Here is a 16,399-nt window from a genome sequence, read left to right as displayed (position 1 = left end):
CGGCCGCCGCTCCTGATGCACCGCCGGCGAGCCGGCGTTTACGGAACCATTCAACGATGAGCAACGCGCAGCACTGGATCGCCCGCAAGGGCCAGCCCCTGCAGGGCAGCCTGACCATTCCCGGCGACAAGTCGGTCTCGCACCGCTCGGTGATGTTCGCCGCACTGGCCGATGGCACCTCGCATATCGAAGGCTTCCTGGAAGGCGAAGACACCCGCGCCACCGCGCGCATCTTCAGCCAGCTGGGCGTGCGCATCGAAACCCCCAGTGCGTCGCAGCGCGTCGTGCACGGCGTCGGCATCGATGGCCTGCAGGCACCCAGCGCACCGCTCGACTGTGGCAATGCCGGCACCGGCATGCGCCTGCTGGCCGGCCTGCTGGCCGGTCAGGCATTCGACTGCACGCTGGTCGGGGACGAATCGCTGTCCGGCCGTCCGATGCGCCGCGTCACCGGTCCGCTGTCGCAGATGGGCGCGAAGATCGACACCGAGGAAGACGGCACGCCGCCGCTGCACGTGCATGGCGGGCAGACGCTGCACGGCATCGACTTTGCCTCGCCGGTGGCCAGTGCGCAGATCAAGTCCGCGGTGCTGCTGGCCGGCCTGTACGCGCACGGCGAAACCAGCGTGACCGAACCGCACCCGACCCGCGACTACACCGAGCGCATGCTGTCCGCGTTCGGCGTGGACATCGCGTTCTCGCCAGGCAAGGCCCGCCTGCGTGGTGGCCAGCGCCTGCGCGCGACCGATATCGTGGTGCCGGCCGACTTCTCCTCGGCCGCGTTTTTCCTGGTCGCGGCCAGCATCATTCCCGGCTCCGAACTGCGCCTGAAGCAGGTCGGCCTCAATCCGCGCCGTACCGGCCTGCTGCACGCGCTGCGCCTGATGGGCGCGGACATCACCGAACAGAACCCGGCAGAGCAGGGCGGCGAACCGGTGGCCGATCTGCTGGTGCGCTACGCGCCGCTGAAGGGTGCGCGCATTCCCGAGGAGCTGGTGCCGGACATGATCGACGAGTTCCCGGCATTGTTCGTGGCCGCTGCTGCCGCCGAAGGCCAGACCGTGGTGACCGGCGCCGCCGAGCTGCGGGTGAAGGAATCCGATCGCCTGGCCGCGATGGCGACCGGCCTGCGCGCGCTGGGCATGCAGGTGGACGAAACCGAAGATGGCGCCACCCTGCACGGCGGCGTATCGCTGGGCAGTGGCACCATTGAAAGCCACGGTGATCATCGCATCGCGATGGCCTTCGCCATTGCCGGCCAGATCAGCCACGGCGAAGTGCGCATCAACGACATCGCCAACGTCGCAACGTCCTTCCCGGACTTCGACGGACTGGCTCGCAGCGCCGGCTTCAACCTGGCCTGAGGTAGTCCCGGCGCCGCTGCGCTGGCCGGGCATGGCCCGGCGCTACCCTTCGGCGCCTGTTCCGGTAGCGCCGGGCCATGCCCGGCGGAATCCCAACGCGCGCGCAAAAAAAACGGAGGCCGAGGCCTCCGTTTTCATTTCAGGCGTCAGCCGGTGATCAACGCTGTTCGGTACGGAAATCCACCGGCACGCGAACCACGCTGGCCACCGCACGGCCCTGATGCATGGCCGGCTCGAACTTCCAGCCCTGCACCGTGTTCAGCACGGCACGGTCCAGATCGCGGCTGCGCTCACCACTGCGCGACACGATCGCAGCGTCGGTCACGTTGCCACGCGTATCCACGTTCAAGCTGGCAACCACGCTGCCCTGCACGCCACTGCGCAGCGCAGCAGCCGGATAACTGGGCTTGCTGTTGCTGGCCAGCGGACGCGCCTCACGGTTGCGTACGGCCGGGGCTGCCTTGCGCTCGCTCTGCGCGGGCACGGCCTGTCGCGCAGCCGGGGCGGGCGTGGCGGCAACCGGCGTTTCCGTGGCCGGCAGCATGCGCTCGCTTACCGGCGCAGGCGCAACATCGTCATGGCTGGAGAAACGCAGCCAGACCAGTGCCGCGGCGAACATCGCCACGATCAGGGCCAACCACAGCCAAGGGGAGGTCGAGCGCGGCTCGAGCGCGCCGTCCTGCTGCAGTTGCGGCGAATGAAGGTTCTCGTGGGTGGTGGCAGTCATCGCAAACTCCTCACGTCAGTAACGACGCCCAGAGTGTTGCCCGAGGCGGCGTCGCAGCGTGTCAGCATTGCGTCAACGCAACCTGCAAGGTTCAGCTTTTCTGCGGGGAAGCGTTCAGTTACTGCGGCTTGAAGTCGAACGGCACTTCAATGCTGCCCGGCACCGGCTGCCCATTGCTGACTGCCGGGCTGAAGCGCCAGCGACGCACCGCGTCCGTTGCCGCACGGTCCAACTCGCGCGAACCGCTGCGCTGGATCACCGTCACGTTGTTCGGGTAGCCGGTGGCGTCCACCTCCACCCGCACCACAACGCTGCCCGCTTCACCGCGTCGCAGGGCGGCGGCCGGGTAGGCCGGCGGCGGCGACTGGCCGGCAATCGGCATCGGCTGCGCATTGGCGGTTGCCGGTGCCGCAGTGCCCGGCGCGGCCGGAGCGGGTTCAACCGTGGCCGGTGGCGGGGGCGGGGCGGTTTCCACCAGCTTCGGGGCATCTTCCTCGTCCGGCACCGGGGCCGGCTTGGCGTCTGGCATGTCGCTGGAACCTGCGGCCGCGGCCAGCGGCTCGGGCAGCGGTTCCACCTGGGCGGTTTCCTGCGGCGTCTGCGCGGCCGGGTCGGCACGGAAGAATTCCTTGTCGCGTCCGGTCAGCCAGACCAGCACGAACAGCAGGATGCCCACGCCGAAGGCGATGCCGGCGATCTTCAGGGCGTTGCGCGGGATATGCACGGTGAACGACTTGGCAGGCGACGGACGGGGAGCAGACATGGACCAGACCAGTACGGAATGCCTCGATTCTGCCACGGCCGGAATGAACCGGGCGGCAGAATTCCGTATAACAGGCGATAATCCCGTTCCTGTTACCCACCACGACGCCTGCCATGCTTGATCCAGCCCTGCTCCGCCACCAGCCCGCCGACCTCGCCGAACGCCTGCGCACCAGCCGCGGCTTCGAGCTCGACGTGTCTGCCCTGGAGTCACTGGAGGCCGATCGCAAGCGCATCCAGGTGCGTACCCAGGAGCTGCAGAGCCTGCGCAACAGCCGTTCCAAGGCCATCGGCCAGGCCAAGGCCAAGGGCGAGGACGTTTCGGCCATCATGGCCGAGGTCGCCGCGTTCGCCGACGAGCTGAAGGCCTCGGAAGTGGCTCTGGACGAGCTGCGCGAGAAGATCGACACGATCTCCATGGGCATCCCGAACATTCCCGCCGATGACGTGCCGGCCGGCGCCGACGAGAGCGAGAACGTCGAGCAGTCGCGCTGGGGTACCCCGCGCCAGTTCGATTTCAAGGTGCTCGACCACGTCGAACTGGGCGCCCGCAACAAGTGGCTGGACGGCGAGACCGCCGCCAAGCTGTCCGGTTCGCGCTTCACCGTGCTGCGTGGCCCGATCGCCCGCCTGCATCGCGCCCTGGCCCAGTTCATGCTCGACCTGCACAGCGGCGAGCATGAGTATCAGGAAACCAACGTGCCGGTGATCGTCAACGCCGACAGCCTGTACGGCACCGGCCAGCTGCCCAAGTTCGAAGAGGACATGTTCATCACCCAGCTGGGTGAGCAGAAGCGTTACCTCATCTCGACCTCGGAAATCTCGCTGACCAACATCGCCCGCGACGAGATCCTCGACGCCGAGCGCCTGCCGCTGCGCATGACCGCCCATTCGCTGTGCTTCCGTTCCGAAGCCGGCAGCGGTGGCCGCGATGTGCGCGGCATGATCCGCCAGCATCAGTTCGAGAAGGTCGAGCTGGTTTCGATCTGCCGCCCGGAAGACAGCGACGCCGAACACCAGCGCATGACCCGCTGCGCCGAAGTGGTGCTGGAGAAGCTGGGCCTGCCGTACCGCAAGGTGCTGCTGTGCACCGGCGACATGGGCTTCTCGGCCATCAAGACCTACGACCTGGAAGTCTGGCTGCCGTCGCAGGAGACCTACCGCGAGATTTCCTCGTGCTCGAACTGTGGTGACTTCCAGGCCCGCCGCATGCAGGCCCGCTGGCGCAACCCGGCCACCGGCAAGCCGGAGCTGGCGCACACCCTGAACGGCTCGGGCGTGGCCGTAGGCCGCGCGATGATCGCAGTGATGGAGAACTACCAGAACGCCGACGGCAGCATCACCGTGCCCGAAGCCTTGCGGCCGTACATGGGCGGCATCGAAACCATCGGCTGATCAGCCGGTAGCGCCGGGCCATGCCCGGCGGCCTTTTGATGAGTGCCGGCCATGTCGGCACCGCATCCACGCATGGCGTGGATCTACTGATGCGGTGTGGCATCCACGCATGGCGTGGATCTACTGACGCGATGCTGCATCCACGCATGGCGTGGATCTACTGACGCGATGCTGCATCCACGCATGGCGTGGATCTACTGACGCGGTGTGGCATCCACGCGCTGGAGGTTTGGGCTTTGCAGTAGATCCACGCCATGCGTGGATGACGCAATCCATCAACCTGCTACGCGCAACTTCTCCAGCGGTACCCAACCGGCCTCGCCAGCCGCCGGCACACACCACGCCCACCCATTGAGCGTGCGCACGCCGCGCAGGTGCTGCCCCGGGTCCACATCAAGCTCCCGCGCGCAGTAATCCTCCGTGGCAAACGCGCCACCCTGCGAATCGCGACCGATCACCGGCGCCGGTACGAACCCCGGCTGCTGTCCCTCGGCCTCGCACAGAAACCAGTCCTCCCAACCCTCGGGCCCCTCATAACGTTCGCCCACCACCAATGCCTGGCCACGGTGCAGGGTGATCGGGTGCGGAAATTCGCTGCGGTGCGCAGCCATCACGATGTAGTCCATCGCCCCATGGTGGCAAAAAAAAGCGGCCCCGCAAAAGCAGGACCGCCAGGGTGGGCCGGGATGGGGGAGGGAATCCCGGCCCGCGTTCAGCGCCCAGACGAGGGAGAGAGGCGCCGAACGCTGGAACGCGTTACGCCGCTGCCACTTCCGCCGCCTCATGCGACGGCAGCGCTGCCAGCGCACCGGCAATCGCGTCTTCGCGGTGCTGCGGCGAATAGGCAATGCCCTCGGCACGCACGAACTCGATGTCGTTGATGCCCCAGAAGGCGAACGTCTGGCGCAGGAAGGGTTCCTGGAAGTCCGCCGGCGAATCGGTATAGATGCCGCCACGGCTGCTGACCACGATCACCCGCTTGCCACCGGCCAGGCCCACCGGGCCGTTCTCGGTGTACTTGAACGTGCGCCCGGCAACCGCCACGCGGTCGATCCAGGCCTTCAGGGTGGAGGGCACGCTGAAGTTGTACATCGGCGCACCGATCACCACGATGTCTGCGGCCAGGAACTGCTCGAGCACCTGTTCAGCATCAGCGGCCTCGGCCGGGTCGGTCTTGGCCAGCGAGCCGCTGCGCAGATGCGGTACCGGATTGGCGTCAAGATCGCGATAATCAACCTGCAGGCCGTCGATCTGCTGCTTGAACTGGGCCACCACGGCGGCGGTCAGGTGGCGGGAGACGGAGTTGTCGCCAAGCACGCTGGCGTCGATGTGCAGAAGCTTCATGGCAGTACCTATGTTCGGGAGAGGTGGCGGGCTTGCCGCCGACGGAGAGAACGATAGGTTGTTGCATCGACGGGATAAAGGTGGTTGAATGCCACGTATTGTTCTATCAATGGAACTCGGGTATGCATGACCTGAATGATCTGTACTACTTCGCGATGGTGGTCGACCACGGCGGTTTCGCCGCCGCCGAGCGCGCACTGGGCATCCCCAAGTCGCGCCTGAGCCGCCGTATCAGCCAGCTGGAAACCGACCTGGGCGTGCGCCTGCTGCAGCGCTCCACGCGCCGCTTCGCCGTCACCGACGTCGGTACCAGCGTGCACCGCCACGCCCAGACCATGCTGGCCGAGGCGCAGGCCGCGCGCGAGGTGGTGGATCGCCTCAGCGCCGAGCCTCGCGGCCTGGTACGCGCCAGCGTGCCGGTGTCGCTGGCGCAGATGCAGCTGCCCAAGCTGCTGCCCAAGTTCCTCGAGCAGTATCCGAAGGTGCGGCTGCAGCTGAACATCAGCAACCGCCGCGTGGACATCATCAACGAAGGCTACGACGTGGCCCTGCGCGTGCGTTCGCGGCTGGATGACGATGGCAGTCTGGTGATGCGCAGCTTCGGCCAGGTGCAGGAACTGCTGGTGGCCAGCCCGAAATACCTGGACCGTGCGGGTCGCCCGAAGGACCCGGAAGAGCTGGCGAACCATGTCACCTTGAGCATCAGCGAGGACGAAGCGCGCCAGCGCTGGGAACTGCATGGGCCGGAAGGCGCGGTGCGCCGGGTGGACCTGCAGCCGCGCGTGGCCGGTTTCGACTTCCCGCTGCTGCAGAGCATGGTGAAGGACGGCTTCGGCATTACCATGCTGCCGGAAACCGTCTGCGCCGACGCCGTGCGCAACGGCGAGCTGGAAGTGGTGCTGCCGGACTGGTCGCTGCCCCAGGGCGTGTGCCATGCCGTGTTCGCCTCGCGTCGCGGCCTGCTGCCGGCGGTGCGGGTATTCATCGACTTCCTGGCCGAGCACCTGCCACCGCAGCTGGAGGCCTCGCGCTTGGATTGCGGTGGCGCCTGCGAGAAGGCCAAGGAGCGGATCAAGGCCAGTGCACTGGGTGCGTTGGCGGTGGACGCGGGCTGAGGCCAGCCTCCGATGGAACAACGGTCTTGGGCAAATCGCCCGGCCGTGCGAGAATACGTGCCCGGCCAGCAGGCTGGGCCGATACGGAGAGATGGCCGAGCGGTTTAAGGCACCGGTCTTGAAAACCGGCGAAGGGTTAAACCTTCCGTGGGTTCGAATCCCACTCTCTCCGCCAAAAGACCCTAACTCGTTGATTTTTAATTGAAATCATCGATTAGGTCGGATTGGAAAGCAGGAAGCATGCAGAGGAAACACTCGCATGCGCATCCCCCATCATTTGAGCCGGTCATCCACCGGCCGCTGGTCGTTCGTCCAGCGCGTTCCTACTGATTTGCAAGCCGTGCTCGATTGCCGGCTCATCAAGCGCACCCTCAAGACCCACGATCTCGCCCAGGCGCACGTGCGTGCAGTCGTGCTTGGAGCGGGCTATGCTCGGCTCTTCGCACAGTTGAAGGATCAACGCGTGGACAAGCTCAGCAAGCAGGAAGCCGATCTGCTCATCGCTCGCCTGACGAGCGCCGAGAACCTCCGTGAACTGACGTTGGACCGCACGCGTCAACCGGATGGGACGGTGACGGAGCGGTGGCAAATCGACAGCCCCAAGGACCTCAAGCTGTATCGGCAATTGATGGAGCTTGAAGCAACTGCGGGAGGGTTTTCCCAATCCCTCGCTAGAGCCGTGCCGTCTTTGTTCGGCTCTGCAGACGCCGGCAGCCACAAAAGTCAGGCCTCCACGCCTGCCATTGAGACGATGACGCTGGGCAAGGCTCGGGATGCATTCTTGGCGACGCTCAAGGGTTCGACCCTGCCCAAGACCTACACGATCAAGAAGACGGCTATTGAGGCATTGGTGGCCTACCTGGGGCCGAAGGCAAAGGTTCACGCCATCACCAGGTCCGATCTGGCGCGGTGGTATCAGGACATGCGCGAGAAGGGCGCTTCCACGCCAACGCTCACTAACAAGCAGAGCTACATCGGCGGGCGGGGAGGCTTTTTCGAGTGGGCCATGGCGTCTGGCCACTACCCGAAGGGCGACAATCCTGCCTCTGGCCATGTCAGCTACTCCCAGCGCGAGAAGCGGGCGCGGAAGAAGCTGGGGTTCAAGGCCTACGACAGAGCCCAGATCCAAGCCCTGTTTGCCCCCGAGGCGCTCGCCAAGCTGTCCGAGGCGGCCCGCTGGGCCTCCCTCCTTGGGCTCTATACGGGGGCGAGGGCGTCAGAGGTCGGCCAGTTGCTGGTCCGAGACGTGTTCGAGGAGGACGGCATTCCGTGCCTCCGTATCTCCGACGAAGGCGAGCACCAGAAAGTGAAAACCGAGGTCAGCCTTCGGACGGTCCCGCTCCATCCTGAGCTCCTCAAGATGGGCTTCCTGGATTGGGTCGATGTCAAGCGTAAAGCCGGTGAAACCAGGCTGTTCCCGGCGGCCAAAGCCACCGCCGTGAACGGACAGGGCAACTGGATCACCAAAGCGTTTAGTCGACACTTGGCTGAGGTCGGGAAGAATTGGGAGCCAGCCAAGCGCGGGTTCCATTCGCTCAGGAAGACGTTTATCCAGGAGCTGCAGGGGGCTGGAGTGGTCTCTGAGCTCAGGGCGCAGATCGTGGGGCATGAGCTCGATGACGAGCATCACGCGACTTACAGCCGGTTATTCAGTGTCTGCGAAAAACTGTCGGGGGTAGGGCAGCACAGCCCCGGACTGAGTGTTGTAGATTATCGACTTTAAACCGCTTGGTGAAGTTCGCTGCCACTTCGAAGGCGTCTTTGAGGATTTCTTGCGGGTTTATAGCGCCCCCCGAAGAGGTTGGCTGAATACTCCAGAAAGGAAAAGGTAAATGCCAAAACTAATTTTCAAGTTTGCAAATGCCGGTGCGAAGAGAGCATACGAAGACCTGCCCCAAGCAATTAAGGTCCAATTTGGTGCGGACCTGACGGCAGTGCAGAATGGCCAAAAGCCGTTTTCGGCAATAAAAGATGTGAGTGCCAGTGTAGGGGTAGGTGCCATCGAACTTATCGAGAATGGTAGTCCCGCCTATAGGGTCATCTACTGCGCCAAGTATCTCAATACCGTTTATATCCTTCACGCCTTTACAAAAACTACAAACCAATCAGACAAAGCAAACATGGAAACGGCCGAGCTACGTCATAAGGGGATGATGGCCGAAGTTCGTGAGGCGCAGAAAGAGGAAAAGAAAAAGCGTCGTGGGGGCTAAGCCCCCACGTGGTAGTCACTTATTTTAAGCGATCTCTAACTCGTCCAACTCAACATCGATCTTGATTGTGCCGCTCTTGGATCCCGATGGCTTCTTATACGACGCATGCAAAGCAAATCCAAGTTTTGAAGCGTAAGATATCAATCTGTCAGTTGAAACCAGATGGAGCTTTCCCGTCATCATCTCGCTGACACGCGATTGGGGAACGGCCAGCAGACCCGCGATATCCTTTCTCGTCCAGCCACGACCATCACAATACGCCCGCAAAGCCAGTATGAGTTCAGCCCTGAACTTCAAGTCGGCCGACTCCGCTTCGTCATCGACTGCTACGTCAAAGATGTTGTCGTAAACGAGCTGTGTCATCTTGAAGGCTCCAAGGTTTTTACAAGTTTGTGTATATTGGAGCTGCTCGATTGGGATGTCAAGCGCTCTCTCCGATGATCAAGAGGTAAGCTGGGACCACAATACGAGTAGCACCATCGGCAGCCAATTCAGCAGCCCAAAGACCCATAACGCGCCCATCAGGCTGAGCACCGTCAGGGCCCTCCACTGCTACCACGCAAATCCCTTGTCCCACGCCTGAGCCACACGGGCCTCGGCCGGATGCCGCGGTGCCGCCTTCCGGCTTGCGCGTCGGACCATAAATGGCCCGACGACGCATCCGAAAGGTCCGATGGGAAGCCGGAGCAGCCCGAAACCAGGCTACGGCGACGACGTCGATCGGACCAGGGTGTAGACCACTCCACCCAAGGCCGGCACCACCACGTGTGCCGGCGCCAACGCCAGGACGAGCAGGCTGAAGATCGCCCGGGCTTGCTCAGGATGTGGCAGCAGGTCAGCGAAGCCCATGCCCAGAAAAGAGGCCAGATGGGCAGCCGCCACGATGACCCAGGTCACGAAGAACCCTTTCCAGAACCCGCCGCGCTGGGGTGCGGAGGGGGCGTACGATTGGCCTTGGGCCTCCTCTTGGCGCCGGTAAGCCCGGGCGTTGATCCAGTAGAGAAGGCCTAGGATGGCCCAGATGGCCAAGCCGCCCGCGATGGCGAGCCAGCCCAGCGGGGCCCCCTGCTGCTCCAGGGCCTCAAGCCCACCGGCTACGAGCAACAGGCCGGCGCCTCCCAGCAGGACCGTCGCGCAACCGACATGAGCGTAAGAATGCGTGGTCATAGTGGCCTCAGAGCTTGTGGGCGGTCCACTCGCCGGAGGCCTTTGAAAAGCGCACCGGCTGAACGAACGGCCTGGCTTGGGCGACGCCGCCGAAGTCGAGGACGACCGAGCCTCCCACGTCGCAAATCACTCCCTCGGCCGTTTCTGATTTCTTGCAGCCCCTGAGGCTGAAATCTCGGTATTCCTTCACCCAGACCTGGCTTCCCAGCACCCGTTCAAACTCGGCAGTGATGGCCTTCTTCGCCTGCTCGTCGGAGGGTTTGCTGCCGCAGGCCGTCAGCGCCAAAGCAGCGGTCAAGCTGAAAGCGATGTTCCTGATCGTGTTCATGAGGGTCTCTTCCTTGTTGAGGATTGGCGTCTTACTTGTCGCGATTGCCGGCCGGATCAAACCCGGCGATCCACATGCGGGTGTCGCGGAATGGCGTGAGCATTCCCGAGGGGCCGGGATACAGGTCATCAGCTCGCAAGAAGCCGGACACCCAAGCGGCGCTCAGGGCCACTTTTCGGGCTTGCCACGCCACACCGTCGCGGGTCGTGCGCACGTTGAAGGGCTCGCGGGGTGGGGTGGGGCCAGTGGTCCGGTCGTCGCCCGTGTTCGGCTTTCCTGCCCTCACCCTCAGGCCGACCATCACGTCGGTGGTGGCCTTGCCTCGAGCATTGCTGTTGAGCTCCGCTTCTTCGCCCAGGTCGTCCCGGATGGTCAACGGGGCGTCCGCGCATGCCCGGAAGTTCTCGGTGGTGGAGGCGGTGGCGCTGGTCCAGATCCGGGCTTCGACGGTCCAGCAAGGCAGAGAGGCGCCCCATTCGCGGAAGGTCAGCGCGACCCGCGGCCAATCGAGACGGCCCTGCTGGGCGGCCTGGTGGTTCTCGTTCTTGAACAGCCCGGTGATGCGGCCAGCACCACTGATCGGGGTGTAAAGCGGACCGGAGGTGGACGCGCTGCTGGCTGCTGGCCTGGCTCCAAGCGCTTGCTGACCGGCGTCTTTCAGACTCTTTCCCAACTGCCGGAAGAAGCCGGGCTTCGTCTCAGCGGGTGCTTGGGCCAAGGCGGGGAAGCTGGCGATGGCCAGTGCGAGGAGCGCGACGGCTCCTTGTCGTGCGTGCTGCATGGGTAAGCCCCCTGTAGACCACCGGCGTGGTGGCATTTACGATAATCGCAGATGTGCAATCCGGTTCCAACCGTCAGACTTGGAGGGAGTTCAGCTGTGGTGCAAGATCCCGGATGCCGCAACCCAAGACGCCCGCGACGGTCTATGGCAAGCGCCTGCGCAGTGCGCGGGTCGCGAAGGGCTGGACGCAAGCGCAGCTCGCCGAGCGAATTGGGATGGTCGACTCCGTCTCGGGAGCGACGAGGGTGAGCCGCTACGAAACAGGACAGCACGATCCTGACCCGGCCACTTCAGAGGCTCTGGCGAAAGCGCTCGGTCTTCCTGTGGCCTACTTTCACGCCACATCTGACCTCATTGCAGAGGTGATCCTGTTGGTATCAAAGCTACCCGTGTCCAAGCAGAAGGAAGCTCTTAAGCGCCTGCGTGAGATCGCCGATCCGAGCGATAGGTAGTCCAAGCTGGCTTCGTCTCAAGGCGTGATACACGTGGCTGACAAAGTCAGCCCCATTCGGTGGCTTGTAGACCCAGACCCGTCTCTAGACTCAATTCAAACAGGAGTAGGCGATGTCGGTAGATCTGCGACGGCGCTCAGTGGAGGTGGTGCAAAAGACCATTGCGCGGCTACAAACTGAGAAGTCGCGCGAAGTAGGCAAAGCGGCGGCTGAGCGAAAGAAGGCTCTGGATGCCTCGGCCGCGGCGGCACGGACGAAGTCGTTGCCTACGAAGATGGCCAAGCTTAAAGAGGCCCAGCGGTATGAGGCGAGCGCGGTAGCCCTTGAAAAGAAAGTCGCTGACCTGGAATCCAAACTGGCGCGGGAGCAAGTGAAGCTTAGTGATGCTAATAGGCAGCTCACGACCGTGCTGCAGCAGGACGAGAGAAAGCGGGCGGCTATGCAAAAGCGTGAACGTGCGTCCCAAGTCGCAGAGCTCTCGCGAGTTCAAGGTCGTCTAACTCAGCACGACCAGCTCCATCGAACCACGGCGGACACGTTAAGGCGTTTGCAGGAGCTTCCCGAGCGTCTTACGGTGCTTTTCCTTGCCTCCAATCCCATCGATCAACAGCCGCTCCGGCTAGACGAGGAGGCTAGGTCCATCCACGAGATGGTGCGGAAGTCTGAGCACCGCGACGTCGTGAGGCTGGAATCTAGGTGGGCGGTTCAACCGCTGGATGTGCTTCAGGCCATCAATGAATGCAAGCCGGGTGTTGTGCACTTCAGTGGTCACGGGTCTGAAGATGATGAAATTTTGTTCCAAGACAGCGCCGGCCGAACGAAGCTGATTAGTAAAGAAGCCATCGTGCAGACCATGATGGCTGCATCCGGCGACATTCAGCTCGTGTTCTTCAATACCTGTTTTTCCCACAGCCAAGCGGCCGCAATCGTAGAGCACGTGCCCTGCGCGATTGGAATGAACACAGCCATCGGCGATCAGGCGGCTCGCGTCTTTGCCGCGCAGTTCTATTCCGCAGTAGGATTTGGGCTTTCTGTAGCGATGGCCTTTAACCAAGCCAAGGCGGCCCTCATGCTGGAGGGAATCAATGAAGCGCGGACGCCTGAGCTGTTCGCTGCGCCAGGGGTTGATCTTTCAGGCGTATTTCTTGTCCGGCCAGAAGGATAGAGCGAGGTTACCCGCTATTTTGTCCGTGCCAGTTTTAGGAATTCTCCTTGGCCGCCTGGGGGATAGTCAGCGCTGTTCTTCAACTTTGGGCAGTGCCGCGTGGGCGCATGGCTTAAGAACCCAACTCCCAGGCCGATAGGGGCATGACCTGCTGCTACGTGAGGACAAGGACGTGAGGAAGACACTGATTTTTGGAAACGGGCTGGGAATGGCACTCGATCCCAATCTGTTCTCGCTTGATGGCGCGATTGGACGGGCATGGGAGGGTGAGGGCATCTTTGATCCGGAGACCCGGGCGCTGGTGCGCTGTTGTCTAGTAGACGATGGCGACACGGAGCGGCCCCATGGGGAGGACGACTTGGATGCGCTTCAGTTGGTCGTGTCGTCGTGTGATTTTCTGGATAGGATGAGCCAAGGCGGAGCGCATTGGCTTAGTTTGCACGGACAGCAGTTCCCTGCCGCTGTGCGTAAGTTTCTTTATCAGACGGCCCTCCAGTTCCATCAACGTGAAGTCGTTCTTCCGATGGAGTTCGCGCAGCCGCTGGCCGCTTTCCTTCACGATACGCATTCTCACGTCGCGACCCTCAACTACGACAATCTGCTATATCAGCGAATGATCGAAGCCTACGTCCTGAGAGGCTACGGTGGCGCATTGGTAGATGGGATGCTGACCGCTGGCTTCGCTTGCGAGAACTTGGAACGTAGACAGGGGAGAACTTTCGGATACTACCTTCATCTTCACGGCTCGCCGCTTTTCGTAGACCAGGGTGGCGTTACCCGAAAGCTGGCGCAGGCAGAGTTGAGAGAGGCTGGGGATGTTGTGGGCTCGCATATCGTGCTTACGCACGTCAAGCATAAACCCACCGTGATTGCGGCCTCTCCCTTATTGCAGAGCTATTGGAACCACTTGGAGCTGGCCCTGGCTGAATCTGAAGAGGTCATCTTGTTCGGCTATTCAGGGCTGGACACTCACCTCAACGAACTGCTTGAGCGGCGCTCCCCGGAAAGAATTCGCGTTGTTGAGTGGCAGGGTGCAGGGGAGCAGGCTGAGCGCGAGCTATTCTGGGGGAAGTCCTTAGGCAAAAATGCCACGGTTCTTCGCTTGGCTAACGTGTTGGATTTCACAGAGTGGGTCTGATGCCGGGGCGGGGGACAGGCTGTAGTTCTGGCCTTGCCAGAAGCGTTGATCGGTCGGCAGCATTGCATTAGGACACTTTTCGATGAAAGGGGCTTTCTTATGCAACAACTGGACAACTACCTGCGAGCGCCTCAGCCAGGCTACGCTGTGCTGATTTCCGGGGACTGGGGGGTTGGGAAGTCTTACCAATGGGAACGCTACGCCTTGCGACTGTCAGAGCGTTCGCCGATCACCATTTCCGCGGCGGGGCTCGAGACGCTGGAGGATCTCGAACGGACTTTGCTCCAGGCATCAATAACCCTGGCAGTCCCCGGTGTCGTTGCAGAAGTGGGATCTGTGCTCGGAAAAGCATTGCTTCGCGTGGCAAAAATTGAGCCAAAAGACATTACTTGGCGCGCGGAGCTGACCCGTGAAAAGACTGTGGTTTGCATCGACGATATCGAACGTTTTGCAGGTCCCTTCAGCATCATCTTCGGCTTTGTCGTCAATCTCATTGACCGCAGTGGTGTTCATTGTGTCCTCATCGCTGACGAAGTTCGCGCTGGAGAGAGTTTCGATGATTTTGGGAAGTATAAGGAGCGAATTGTTGGAGCTACCATCCATATGGAGCCTGATCTGCCGGAGTTTTGTAAACTGACCATTAATGGCTTTTCGGACGACAGGTCGCGTCAGGTTCTTGGAGGAGGAGTCGAGCACATCACTAGCCTCATCGAGAGTGCTCGTGTCACCAACTTGCGAACAGTCAGGACGGTGATCGGCGAGATGAAAAGATTGGCCGAAGCGCTTCCGCAGGACTCAATAGATCAATTTTTCAAGAGTTCCCTGCCCAGCGCAGTGTTCTTCTGGACAGTTGCCCTCGCCCGTGATGCCAATGGCCGCGAGTTGGTCAGGAAGGTCTTCTCGACCGATCAGGTGGGCATCATGCTTGCCCTTCACGACGTGATGAAGGAGAAGGGGCAGGCCACGGAAGATGAGACATCCTCCCTCTCATCCACGTTGGAGCAACTTGGACTAAGCGCGGCTGTCCACAGTTGGCCAGCGTCGCAAGAGTTCATCGATCACATGCGTGGATCGGCGGCCGTCGACTACCAAATTCTCGCAGCTCAGTTTGGGTTGCTCCCGGAGGTTCGGCCTTATGATCCCCTCGCGATCATCGGAGACTACGCCTCTGCTACGGACGAAGAAGTGCAGGCGGCCATCAGTTCCGCCCAGGCCGAACTGGTAACGGGCGGTCAGAATGGTCAAATGGTCAAGCTGTCTCGGATCTTCAGCATCTATCGAAGCCTCTATTTTCTCAGCTTCAAAGGGGTGTTCGTCGAGACGCAAGAAGAGTGGACCCAAGCGGTGCTGCGGCGCCTGGATTACTATCTGAACGCACCTGACCTCATCGATTGCGATGGTTATGAAGTTTGGCCGGCCGACTACAATGCCGAAGAAAAGGAAGTTATCGCTAAGTGTGACGAGATCGTAGAGGTCGCCCGACAACATGCAAAGGAAGTGGCGAGCACAGGTGCACTTTCCTGGATTCTCAGCGGGAAAGGCGTGGCGCCCGATACAGACACCACGCCTGTGTTCAGTTCCGCACCGCCACCGGAGGACTTCCTGGCAAAGCTTCGAGGAAGCGGCATAGCGGCTGTCATCCGCTTGACTAAAGCTCTCAGGAAGCGGCTCAGTGTCATCAATTCGCCTGATTACGTGGGTGGGGACAGGGACTACGCCCAGCAGCTCATGATCTGCATCGAGCGGGGTGTTCCCTCCAAGCGCCCAATGACGTTGCTTGATGCGGAACTCAGGCAAGCGATGACCTACCTTCGCTCCTTCGTTCAAAAAGTTGATAGGTATAAGCGCTAATGCGCATGGCCTCCCTGGGCTCCGGAGAATGCCTGAGCACTAGCTCGTCGCCTTCCCTGGCACTGGTGCTCAATCGGGTTCGCGCGGTCACGTAACTCTAGTCTATCGAGCAAGGGCTCATTCGATGAGAAAATCGCTGGGCGACTTGCCCTTCTGGATCAGCGCAGCAAGCCACCTCGGTTGGCGGCCACGGCCGGACCAGGTTTCGCTAGGGTTGGCCGGATTGCGGTATTTAGGAGCCACCTTACTGCCGGCCGTCTTCGCGGGCTTGCGGCCGGTCCGCTTCTTGGAGGTATCGGAAGAGGCCGTTGAAACCGCTCCATAGAGCTCCTCAATCGTGTAACCGTGGTCTTTGACGTATTGGTTGATCTTGGCTCGCATAGCCGCAGCCTTGGGTCGGGTTAGCACCTTGGTTTGCTGCTTTTCTGCCTGAGCGATCAGGGTCTTGAGTTCTTTGGCCGACAAGCCGCTGACATCGATGGTCATCTTTTTTGATCCGAGCGTTGAGGTCTTTAGCGTAATTCCAAATGGAATTCGATGCGAACGCTCCCTGACGAGCCCAGGCCGACCTTCACAACTTGGTTGGGGCCTGGGCAACAC

The 16,399-nt window shown here is 61.9% G+C and carries 18 protein-coding genes and 1 tRNA gene; 10 read left to right on the top strand and 9 right to left on the bottom strand.

Translation table 11 applies throughout. The features are described from left to right. Window positions 1-56: 56 nt before the first annotated feature. Window positions 57-1,364: a 3-phosphoshikimate 1-carboxyvinyltransferase gene (gene aroA, locus CR918_RS11275; protein WP_088100318.1), complete on the top strand. Its 1,308-nt coding sequence runs from the start codon at window positions 57-59 to the stop codon at window positions 1,362-1,364. Between the two features lie 157 nt (window positions 1,365-1,521). Here the strand turns inward: aroA and CR918_RS11270 are convergent, their stop codons facing one another. Both CR918_RS11270 and CR918_RS11265 read right to left on the bottom strand, forming a co-directional pair. Next, a complete protein-coding gene (locus CR918_RS11270; protein WP_025878755.1) occupies window positions 1,522-2,091 on the bottom strand; it encodes an energy transducer TonB in 570 nt (189 codons plus the stop codon). Between the two features lie 118 nt (window positions 2,092-2,209). After that, window positions 2,210-2,854, bottom strand: coding sequence for an energy transducer TonB (locus tag CR918_RS11265; RefSeq protein WP_025878754.1), 645 nt, complete (start codon window positions 2,852-2,854; stop codon window positions 2,210-2,212). A 113-nt stretch (window positions 2,855-2,967) separates the two neighbouring features. On the opposite strand from CR918_RS11265, the gene serS reads away from it, so the two are divergent. Continuing rightward, entirely contained in the window at window positions 2,968-4,248 is a 1,281-nt protein-coding gene (gene serS, locus CR918_RS11260; protein WP_025878753.1) for a serine--tRNA ligase, read from the top strand. A gap of 275 nt (window positions 4,249-4,523) precedes the next feature. Here serS and CR918_RS11255 read toward each other — a convergent pair whose 3' ends face one another. Further along, entirely contained in the window at window positions 4,524-4,874 is a 351-nt protein-coding gene (locus CR918_RS11255) for an SH3 domain-containing protein (protein ID WP_033831455.1), read from the bottom strand. A gap of 130 nt (window positions 4,875-5,004) precedes the next feature. Further along, a complete protein-coding gene (locus tag CR918_RS11250; RefSeq protein WP_033831454.1) occupies window positions 5,005-5,592 on the bottom strand; it encodes an FMN-dependent NADH-azoreductase in 588 nt (195 codons plus the stop codon). Between the two features lie 122 nt (window positions 5,593-5,714). On the opposite strand from CR918_RS11250, the gene CR918_RS11245 reads away from it, so the two are divergent. The 4 genes from CR918_RS11245 to CR918_RS11230 all read left to right on the top strand — a co-directional run bounded on the left by CR918_RS11245 (window position 5,715) and on the right by CR918_RS11230 (window position 8,917). Next, window positions 5,715-6,707, top strand: a complete 993-nt coding sequence (locus tag CR918_RS11245) for a LysR family transcriptional regulator (protein ID WP_025878750.1) — start codon at window positions 5,715-5,717, stop codon at window positions 6,705-6,707. Window positions 6,708-6,792: 85 nt separating this feature from the next. Further along, window positions 6,793-6,882: transfer RNA gene (locus tag CR918_RS11240), tRNA-Ser, on the top strand. Between the two features lie 84 nt (window positions 6,883-6,966). Beyond that, the gene (locus CR918_RS11235; RefSeq protein ID WP_165780901.1) at window positions 6,967-8,430 is read left to right on the top strand and encodes a site-specific integrase; all 1,464 of its coding nucleotides are present in this window, start codon (window positions 6,967-6,969) and stop codon (window positions 8,428-8,430) included. A 109-nt stretch (window positions 8,431-8,539) separates the two neighbouring features. After that, the gene (locus tag CR918_RS11230) at window positions 8,540-8,917 is read left to right on the top strand and encodes a type II toxin-antitoxin system RelE/ParE family toxin (RefSeq protein ID WP_099842951.1); all 378 of its coding nucleotides are present in this window, start codon (window positions 8,540-8,542) and stop codon (window positions 8,915-8,917) included. A 24-nt stretch (window positions 8,918-8,941) separates the two neighbouring features. Here CR918_RS11230 and CR918_RS11225 read toward each other — a convergent pair whose 3' ends face one another. The 4 genes from CR918_RS11225 to CR918_RS11205 form a co-directional block, all read right to left on the bottom strand. After that, the gene (locus tag CR918_RS11225; protein ID WP_099842949.1) at window positions 8,942-9,280 is read right to left on the bottom strand and encodes a helix-turn-helix domain-containing protein; all 339 of its coding nucleotides are present in this window, start codon (window positions 9,278-9,280) and stop codon (window positions 8,942-8,944) included. A 339-nt stretch (window positions 9,281-9,619) separates the two neighbouring features. Beyond that, window positions 9,620-10,084, bottom strand: a complete 465-nt coding sequence (locus CR918_RS11215; RefSeq protein WP_099842947.1) for an ABC transporter permease — start codon at window positions 10,082-10,084, stop codon at window positions 9,620-9,622. 7 nt (window positions 10,085-10,091) lie between these two features. Continuing rightward, window positions 10,092-10,412, bottom strand: a complete 321-nt coding sequence (locus CR918_RS11210; RefSeq protein WP_099842945.1) for a hypothetical protein — start codon at window positions 10,410-10,412, stop codon at window positions 10,092-10,094. 31 nt (window positions 10,413-10,443) lie between these two features. Next, entirely contained in the window at window positions 10,444-11,193 is a 750-nt protein-coding gene (locus CR918_RS11205) for a hypothetical protein (protein ID WP_099842943.1), read from the bottom strand. Window positions 11,194-11,306: 113 nt separating this feature from the next. Between CR918_RS11205 and CR918_RS11200 the strand changes: the two genes are divergently transcribed. The 4 genes from CR918_RS11200 to CR918_RS11185 all read left to right on the top strand — a co-directional run bounded on the left by CR918_RS11200 (window position 11,307) and on the right by CR918_RS11185 (window position 15,799). After that, the gene (locus tag CR918_RS11200) at window positions 11,307-11,645 is read left to right on the top strand and encodes a helix-turn-helix domain-containing protein (RefSeq protein WP_099560350.1); all 339 of its coding nucleotides are present in this window, start codon (window positions 11,307-11,309) and stop codon (window positions 11,643-11,645) included. A gap of 112 nt (window positions 11,646-11,757) precedes the next feature. Next, entirely contained in the window at window positions 11,758-12,810 is a 1,053-nt protein-coding gene (locus CR918_RS11195; protein ID WP_099842941.1) for a CHAT domain-containing protein, read from the top strand. A 172-nt stretch (window positions 12,811-12,982) separates the two neighbouring features. After that, a complete protein-coding gene (locus CR918_RS11190; protein WP_241900409.1) occupies window positions 12,983-13,948 on the top strand; it encodes a hypothetical protein in 966 nt (321 codons plus the stop codon). 99 nt (window positions 13,949-14,047) lie between these two features. Beyond that, window positions 14,048-15,799, top strand: a complete 1,752-nt coding sequence (locus CR918_RS11185; RefSeq protein ID WP_099842939.1) for a hypothetical protein — start codon at window positions 14,048-14,050, stop codon at window positions 15,797-15,799. A 117-nt stretch (window positions 15,800-15,916) separates the two neighbouring features. On the opposite strand, the gene CR918_RS11180 is transcribed toward CR918_RS11185, so the two are convergent. Then, entirely contained in the window at window positions 15,917-16,285 is a 369-nt protein-coding gene (locus tag CR918_RS11180; RefSeq protein ID WP_099486571.1) for an H-NS histone family protein, read from the bottom strand. Window positions 16,286-16,399 lie beyond the last annotated feature (114 nt).

Source organism: Stenotrophomonas indicatrix, assembly GCF_002750975.1.
In the GTDB taxonomy this organism is placed as follows: domain Bacteria; phylum Pseudomonadota; class Gammaproteobacteria; order Xanthomonadales; family Xanthomonadaceae; genus Stenotrophomonas; species Stenotrophomonas indicatrix.
This window is presented reverse-complemented; position numbering and strand designations above follow the sequence as displayed.

What these genes read in the sequence shown, in the direction of transcription:
- aroA (WP_088100318.1), top strand. Translation starts at nt 57, where the DNA reads ATGAGCAACGCGCAGCACTGGATCGCCCGCAAGGGCCAGCCCCTGCAG.
- CR918_RS11270 (WP_025878755.1), bottom strand. Translation starts at nt 2,091, where the DNA reads ATGACTGCCACCACCCACGAGAACCTTCATTCGCCGCAACTGCAGCAG.
- CR918_RS11265 (WP_025878754.1), bottom strand. Translation starts at nt 2,854, where the DNA reads ATGTCTGCTCCCCGTCCGTCGCCTGCCAAGTCGTTCACCGTGCATATC.
- serS (WP_025878753.1), top strand. Translation starts at nt 2,968, where the DNA reads ATGCTTGATCCAGCCCTGCTCCGCCACCAGCCCGCCGACCTCGCCGAA.
- CR918_RS11255 (WP_033831455.1), bottom strand. Translation starts at nt 4,874, where the DNA reads ATGGACTACATCGTGATGGCTGCGCACCGCAGCGAATTTCCGCACCCG.
- CR918_RS11250 (WP_033831454.1), bottom strand. Translation starts at nt 5,592, where the DNA reads ATGAAGCTTCTGCACATCGACGCCAGCGTGCTTGGCGACAACTCCGTC.
- CR918_RS11245 (WP_025878750.1), top strand. Translation starts at nt 5,715, where the DNA reads ATGCATGACCTGAATGATCTGTACTACTTCGCGATGGTGGTCGACCAC.
- CR918_RS11235 (WP_165780901.1), top strand. Translation starts at nt 6,967, where the DNA reads ATGCGCATCCCCCATCATTTGAGCCGGTCATCCACCGGCCGCTGGTCG.
- CR918_RS11230 (WP_099842951.1), top strand. Translation starts at nt 8,540, where the DNA reads ATGCCAAAACTAATTTTCAAGTTTGCAAATGCCGGTGCGAAGAGAGCA.
- CR918_RS11225 (WP_099842949.1), bottom strand. Translation starts at nt 9,280, where the DNA reads ATGACACAGCTCGTTTACGACAACATCTTTGACGTAGCAGTCGATGAC.
- CR918_RS11215 (WP_099842947.1), bottom strand. Translation starts at nt 10,084, where the DNA reads ATGACCACGCATTCTTACGCTCATGTCGGTTGCGCGACGGTCCTGCTG.
- CR918_RS11210 (WP_099842945.1), bottom strand. Translation starts at nt 10,412, where the DNA reads ATGAACACGATCAGGAACATCGCTTTCAGCTTGACCGCTGCTTTGGCG.
- CR918_RS11205 (WP_099842943.1), bottom strand. Translation starts at nt 11,193, where the DNA reads ATGCAGCACGCACGACAAGGAGCCGTCGCGCTCCTCGCACTGGCCATC.
- CR918_RS11200 (WP_099560350.1), top strand. Translation starts at nt 11,307, where the DNA reads ATGCCGCAACCCAAGACGCCCGCGACGGTCTATGGCAAGCGCCTGCGC.
- CR918_RS11195 (WP_099842941.1), top strand. Translation starts at nt 11,758, where the DNA reads ATGTCGGTAGATCTGCGACGGCGCTCAGTGGAGGTGGTGCAAAAGACC.
- CR918_RS11185 (WP_099842939.1), top strand. Translation starts at nt 14,048, where the DNA reads ATGCAACAACTGGACAACTACCTGCGAGCGCCTCAGCCAGGCTACGCT.
- CR918_RS11180 (WP_099486571.1), bottom strand. Translation starts at nt 16,285, where the DNA reads ATGACCATCGATGTCAGCGGCTTGTCGGCCAAAGAACTCAAGACCCTG.